Below are 6,927 nucleotides of genomic sequence, written 5' to 3' on the forward strand. Positions count from 1 at the left end.
CTGGACCCGTCGCAGCTGGACAAGTCGGTGACCTCGCGCATCCCCACGCGCACCAACGAGGATGACCGCTACTTCACCGACAGCTTCCAGGCCATGCCGCTGGACGGTTACACCCGCATGTTCGAGAACATGCTCGACCACCCGCGTATCGACGTGCTGCTGGACACCGATTTCGCCCAGGTTCGCGAGCAGCTGTCCTACGCCCAGCTGATCTACTGCGGCCCGGTGGATGAGTATTTCGGCTTCCGTCTGGGCCGCCTGCCCTACCGTTCGCTGCGCTTCGAGCACAAGACGTTGCAGCAACCCCAGCTGCAAGCGGTGGCCGTGGTCAATTACCCGGACGAAGCGGTGCCCTACACACGGATCACCGAATACAAGCACCTGACCGGGCAGCAACACCCGCAGACCAGCATCACCTACGAGTACCCGTGCGCCGAAGGCGACCCCTACTACCCCATCCCACGGGCCGAAAACGCCGCGCTGTATCAACGCTACAAGGCGCTGGCGGACGAAACGCCGGGGGTCACCTTTCTCGGGCGACTGGGCACCTACAAGTACTACAACATGGATCAGGTAGTCGGTCAGGCGCTGGCGCTGTACCAGCGAATCGAGCAGGCGGGTGCGCCCGTCCCCGGTGCGACGGCTGCCGTGGAACTGCTCGACGAGCGCGGCGCTTGAGCGCGTGTGGCCTGTTCGACACGTTCATCATGGCCGGTTACGAATGCGCCGCTCAGCGGCGGCGCGATGGCGAACGAGTGGATGTGCAGGTCAGCACCGGGCATCAGCGCTGGGCGGCTGAAGATTATCGCCAGTTGCGGGCCGATGGTATCGGCTGCGCCCGGGATGGCCTGCGCTGGCACGAGATCGAACGGCGTTCCGGGCACTACGACTGGAGCAGTTTTCTACCCCTGCTGCGCGCGGCGCGTGAGTGCAATCTGCAAGTGGTGTGGGATTTCTGTCATTACGGCTACCCAGACGGACTGGACATCTGGCGGCCGGAATTCGTCGAGCGCTTTGCCCGCTTTGCTGGTGCCGCAGCGCGGCTGATGGTCGATGAGGGTTTCGAGGTGCCCTTTTGCTCCCCGGTCAACGAGATGTCGTTCTGGAGCTGGGCCGGCGGCGACGTCGGCTATTTCAACCCTGGCGCCCATGGTCGTGGGCTGGAGCTCAAGCACCAGTTGGTGCGGGCCAGCATCGAGGCCATCGAGGCGATTCGTACGCACGCGCCCCAGGCGCGCTTCGTGCAGTGCGATCCATTGATTCACATCGTGCCCGATTCACCGCGCGCCGTGGATCAGGAGCGCGCCGAGGGTCATCGGCTGGCGCAGTTCCAGGCCTGGGACATGCTCGCCGGTCGCCAGTGGCAGGGGTTGGGCGGCTGCGAGGGGTATCTGGACATCATCGGGGCCAATTTCTACCCGCAGAACCAGTGGCGACAGAACGGCGAACGGATCCTGCTGGGGCATCCCGAGTTCCGCCCGCTGGCGGGATTGCTGGCTGAACTGAATCGGCGTTATGGCCGCCCCATCCTCTTGGCCGAAACCGGCGCCGAGGCGGATGCGCGAGGGCCGTGGCTGGAATACGTGGGTGAACAACTGACGCTGGCGATTGCGCGTGGTGTCGATGTGCAGGGGCTGTGCTGGTATCCGTTCCTGGACTATCCCGGTTGGGACGATGGCCGCTACTGCCCCGCCGGCGTGTACGGCGCACCCGACGGTGAAGGCTCACGGGCGCCCTATCATCCGTTGCGGGTGCAATTGCAAACGCTGGAGCGCCTGCACGGTCGCCGCCCATAACCCACCGCATCCCATCCACACATCCGCAGCGCCCCCGGACGCGGCTCGCGCCGCTGCTACAGGAATTTCGTATGCCCTCCCAGACGCGTCACGCGCATGTGCGGAACGCGCATGCCGCCCCCGAGCCGCGTCCGGCCACACCGCGCAATACCTGCCGGAACGCATGCCGCCCCCAAGGCACGCACAACCCCTGTAGCAGCGGCGCAAGCCGCGTCCGGCCGCACCGCGCAATACCTGCCGGAACGCATGCCGCCCCCAAGGCACGCACAATCCCTGTAGCAGCGGCGCAAGCCGCGTCCGGCCGCACCGCGCAATACCTGGCGGATCAGATGCGGAACCCACCCACCAGCTGCTGCAATCGTGCGGCTTCCTGCTCCAGCGCCGTACAGGCGCTCAGGGTGGCTTCCAGGTTACTGACGCCCTGCTGGTTGAGCAGGTTGATCTCGCTGATGTCCAGGTTCAACGTCTCGACCACCGCCGTCTGCTCTTCGGTCGCCGTGGCCACGGACTGGTTCTGGCCGTCGATTTCGCCGATGCGCTCGGTCACGGTGGTCAGGCGCACGCCGGCCTGCTCGGCGACTACCATGCTGTGGGCACTCTGCCGCTGGCTTTCCTGCATCAACGCCACGGCATCGCGCGAGCCGCCCTGCAGCTCCTCGATCATCTGCTGAATCTGCTGCGCCGAGCTCTGCGTACGGCTGGCAAGGGAGCGCACCTCGTCGGCCACCACGGCAAACCCACGCCCGGCCTCACCGGCGCGCGCCGCTTCGATGGCGGCATTGAGCGCCAGCAGATTGGTCTGTTCGGAAATACCCCGAATCACGTCGAGAATCTGGCCAATATTGGCCGCCTTGCCGTCCAGCGCATCGATGTGCTCGCAGCTGCTGCCGATCTTCTGCGACAGCGCCTGCATCGCCTGCAGGGCCTCACCCAGCACGCTGCGACCTTCCTGGCTCTGCACACGGGCATCGCTGGCCTGCCCCGACGCATGCGCGGCGTTGCGCGCGATCTCTTCGGCAGCGGCGCCCAACTGGTTGATCGCCGCCGCCACGCTCTGGGTGCGCTGCGCCTGCACGTCGGACTGCTGCATCGACGACTGTGAAGACTCCAGCACCCGACGCGTGCCTTGGGTCAACTGCTGGGTGCTGTGCGCGACATCGCGAATCGAGCCATGGACACGTGCCACGAACGAATTGAACGCCGTGGCCAGCGCGCCGAACTCGTCGCGTGCCTCCACCGGCAGACGCCGGGTCAGATCGCCTTCGCCCTCGGCGATGTCGTCCATCGCGCGAGTGAGCTCGCGCAGCGGTCGCAGCAGGATCTGGATCAGCAATCCGAGCAAGGCGATGATCGCGACCACTGCCACCACCGTGGCGATGATCGCCAGATTGCGCGCCCGGGTCACCGGCGCATAGGCCTTGGCCTCGTCGATCGACAGCCCCAGGTACCATTTCACCGACGGCAGCCCTTCCACAGGCGTGAAGCTGACCAGCCGCTGCGTGCCATTCTGCGGCACCGAACTGAAACCCGGTGCTAGGTTCGGCGTGCCTTCAGTGAACACCTCGGGCAGGCGCTTGAGCACCTGTTCGGGATGACTGCTGACCAGAATCTTGCCTTCCGCATCCACCAGGAAGGCTTCGCCCAGGCCGCCGGCGTTGAGCGAGCTGATGATGGTGACCAGTGTCGACAGGTCCAGATCGCCGCCGACCACACCGGCCAGTCGGCCATCGCGCATCAGCGGTGTGGCGATGGTGATGCCCAGCTTTTTCGACGAGGCCGACATATAGGGTTCGGTCACGATCATGCCACCGGCCTTGGTCGCCGCCGCATACCACGGCCGCTGGCGAGGATCGTAGCCGGCCGGCAACGGGCCGTGGGGACGCTTGGTGTAGGTGCCATCGACCTCACCCAGGTAGGTGAGGTCGAAGTTGTCGGTGTACAGCTTCTGCTCGAGCAGGCCGGTCAGGCCTTCTGCGCTGCGATCGCGGGCCAGGACCTGAGCCTGGCTGTCGATCAGCTTGATGCGCGCGTCGAGCCAATAGGCAACGTTGCCGGCCGTCACTCGACCGGTTTCGGTCAGCGACGCACGCAGGCTCTGGTCGATGGCCTGGCGTTGCAGGTAGGCATTGAAGCCGGCGAAGGCGGCCAGGGCCGCCGTCACGACCAGAGCGGCGGCCAGCAGGATTTTATGGCTGAATTTCAGGTGTTTGATCAAGGGTTGAATACCGGCAGGAGAGAAGAAGCGCGTCAACGGATACCGCCGTGCTATCGGCTCGCTTCTGTGCTTCTTGAATGACCGGCTCAGCCCGTTGGCAAACTGATGGAACGCAGCAGCGCATCGAAGCTGGCACCCTCGAGCGGGCGGCTCAGGTAGTAGCCCTGGCCTTCGTCGCAGGCCACGGAGTCGAGCAACTTGAGATGTTCCAGGGTTTCCACACCTTCGGCGGTTACCGTCAGCGACAAGGCCCGGCCCAGGCCGATCACGGCCTCAATGATGGCTAGGTCCGTCTGGCTCTCGCCGAGCCGGCTGACGAAGCTGCGATCGATCTTGAGCCCATCGAAGGGGAAGGAACGCAGATAGCTCAACGATGAGTAGCCGGTACCGAAATCATCCATGGTCAGGCGCACGCCCAGTGCCTTGAGGCTGCGCATCAGTATCAGGGCATTGTCGGCATCTTCCAGCATGACGCTTTCGGTGACCTCCAGTTCGAGCCTGTTCGCGGCCAGCCCAGAGCGCTGCAATGCCGCCTTGACCCGCTCGACCAACTGCCCGCTCTGAAACTCTCTGGACGACACGTTGACCGACACGAACAGTGTTTCGGGCCATTGGCTAGCCTGCCTGCAGGCGGCGTCCATCACCCATTCGCCCACGGCAGTGATCAATCCCACCTCCTCGGCGATGGGTATGAACGCATCGGGCGCCAGCAGTCCGCGCTGAGGGTGTTGCCAGCGTACCAGGGCCTCGGCGCCGACCATGCGCCCGTCGGCGATGCGAAAGCGCGGCTGGTATTCCAGACGCAACTCACCATGCTTGATCGCATAGCGTAGATCGCCTTCCAGGCGGCGACGCTCGACGATTCGCGCGTTCATGTCACCATCATAGAAACGCCATGTACCGCGCCCGCTGGCCTTGGCCTCATACAGCGCGATGTCGGAATAGCGCAACAGTTCGGGCGCATGTGCGGCATCCCCCGGAGACACGGCGATGCCAATGCTAGCGCTGACATGAATCTCCTGCTCGTCGACATCGATCACTTGCTCGATCAAGTCGATCAGCCGTCGGCATAAGGCTTCGATCTCCTGATGCCCGACCATGCCCGACACGACCATGACGAATTCGTCACCGCCAACCCGGGCGACGATGTCCTGGCTGCGCACGCACTGCCTGATGCGGGCACCGATTTCGTGCAGCACGAGGTCGCCGGTGGCGTGTCCGAGCAGATCGTTGACGGGCTTGAAGCGATCCAGGTCGATGGTCAGCATCACCAACGGCTGGCTGGCAGCCAGGGCATTTTCGAGGCGGCTTTCCAGATAGTCGCGCAACTGACTGCGATTGGGCAGGCCGGTGAGCACGTCGTGGCGCGAAAGGTATTCGACCCGTCGCCGGGCCTCGATCTCCTCGGTAACGTCGGTGGCGGTGCCGCGAAACCCTTGGGTACCGCTGGTGCGTGCGGCGATCCTGGCTGTGCGTTGCTGCAGGTGCTTGTCGACATAGCTGCATTCGGTGACCAGGTTGCTCTGCCCGACATTGCTGCGCAGCCGGTCCAGCAAGGTGCCGTCGGGCAGGTCCACGAGTTGGTCCAGCGAAGTTCCCAACCACTGCGCCTTGTCCAGCCCGGTGACAGCTTCGAAACGGTCGGACAGGTAAGTGAGGCGCCCCTCGCAGTCGGCCTCCCAGATCCAGTCGGAGCTGGCCTCGGCGACATCGCGAAAGCGTGACTCGCTCAGCGTCAGCGCTGCCTGGCTGGTGCGCAGCAGTTCGTGACTGCTGTCCAAGGCTCGGGCCGCGCGGGTATTGCGGCGCAACATGACCCAGGTCATGCCGAAAATGATCAGCGTCGCCAGAATGATCAGCGGCAGCACCACAATGATCATCTGCCGCCCGGGCCGGGTGGCATCCCACTGCAGATCGAAGTGCGTACCGTGCTCGCCCGTCAGTTCTGCGTGAGCGACCGCAGGGTCATCGGCCCGGCCCAGGCGTACTCCGCGCAAACCCATGTTGGCGCCCAGCTCTTCGAGGCGCCGCGGATCGAGTCGGTTGACCACGAGCATGACCGATGGCGGCCGGTCGTCGGCCTGCACGGTAGGGTCGGTACTGGGCGTGATGGCTGCTGCCACGACCAGCGCCGGCGTGCCGGCCAGGCTGGTCAGTGTTGTGAAGACCTTTTCGTCATCGGCGAGCGCGCGGGCTTCGGCCACCCACTCATCGACAGAGCGTCCCAGCCACTGCGCCGCTGCCACGGTCTCGTAGCGGCCTTCGATCACCGCATAGACGGAGCGGCCGCTCGGGCCGATGACAAAAGCCGCTTCATAGCCAAAATCATCGTACAGCGCGGGGCCGAAGTTCTCTCGCACGAAGGCCCACTCCATGTCGACCTTAAGGTGCAGATGCCGATACGCCTCACCCCAGAACGAGTAATCCTTGATGGTCAGTTGCAGGAGCCGGCGTTCGGCCTCGATGCTTTTCTGTATCAGTGACTGCCCTTGGGCCTGCTCTGCACGATCCAGGCCGTGGGCGAAATACAGTGACAGCGAGACCGCCAGCGCGAAGACCACGGCAAGGCTGGCACAGAACGTGACCAACGACGCCTGTGCCAGGGAAGTGCTGCTCGCTGGCTGGGCAGGCGAGGCAGGAGAAGTGAAGCTGGACTTGAGCATGGATGGCCTGGAGAAGAGTACTGCGCAGCTGATACGGGGTGTATCGGCCGCCCTCGAGCTTCCATGAACACGGGGGCGCTTCAGGAGAAGCGCTTTCTGTGAAACCTGCTCATTATGGGCTCAGCCTTTCTGTGGGAGCAGCCTTTCTGTGGGAGCAGCCTTTCTGTGGGAGCAGCCTTTCTGTGGGAGCAGCCGTCCTGTGGACTCAGCCTTCCTGTGGGAGCAGCTTTTCTGTGGGAGCAGCTTTTCTGTG

Annotated in this window: 4 protein-coding genes and 1 pseudogene; 2 read left to right on the forward strand and 3 right to left on the reverse strand. The window is 64.4% G+C overall.

The window, feature by feature from the left end; genetic code table 11:
• Positions 1–678: UDP-galactopyranose mutase (locus B2V21_RS16485; RefSeq protein WP_286917423.1), on the forward strand; the 678-nt coding region annotated here is incomplete at its 5' end.
• Positions 675–1,796, forward strand: a complete 1,122-nt coding sequence (locus B2V21_RS16490; RefSeq protein ID WP_376787080.1) for a beta-glucosidase — start codon at positions 675–677, stop codon at positions 1,794–1,796. The genes B2V21_RS16485 and B2V21_RS16490, both read left to right, overlap by 4 nt.
• Before the next feature lie 325 nt (positions 1,797–2,121).
• Here the strand turns inward: B2V21_RS16490 and B2V21_RS21640 are convergent, their stop codons facing one another.
• From B2V21_RS21640 to B2V21_RS16500, 3 genes and pseudogenes are all read right to left on the reverse strand, one after another.
• Positions 2,122–2,886 (reverse strand): methyl-accepting chemotaxis protein, encoded by a 765-nt coding sequence (locus tag B2V21_RS21640; RefSeq protein WP_375143229.1) that lies wholly within the window; start codon positions 2,884–2,886, stop codon positions 2,122–2,124.
• Positions 2,887–2,979: 93 nt separating this feature from the next.
• Positions 2,980–3,957, reverse strand: a pseudogene (locus B2V21_RS21645) (HAMP domain-containing protein); the annotation flags it as partial.
• Between the two features lie 140 nt (positions 3,958–4,097).
• Positions 4,098–6,674, reverse strand: coding sequence for a bifunctional diguanylate cyclase/phosphodiesterase (locus B2V21_RS16500; protein WP_286917425.1), 2,577 nt, complete (start codon positions 6,672–6,674; stop codon positions 4,098–4,100).
• Positions 6,675–6,927: the final 253 nt, after the last annotated feature.

It is taken from the genome of Pseudomonas sp. UBA6276 (assembly GCF_002438365.1).
GTDB lineage: Bacteria > Pseudomonadota > Gammaproteobacteria > Pseudomonadales > Pseudomonadaceae > Aquipseudomonas > Aquipseudomonas coleopterorum.

Coding starts and splice junctions, on each gene's coding strand:
- B2V21_RS21640 (WP_375143229.1), bottom strand. CDS start 2,886: ATGCAGCAGTCCGACGTGCAGGCGCAGCGCACCCAGAGCGTGGCGGCG.
- B2V21_RS16500 (WP_286917425.1), bottom strand. CDS start 6,674: ATGCTCAAGTCCAGCTTCACTTCTCCTGCCTCGCCTGCCCAGCCAGCG.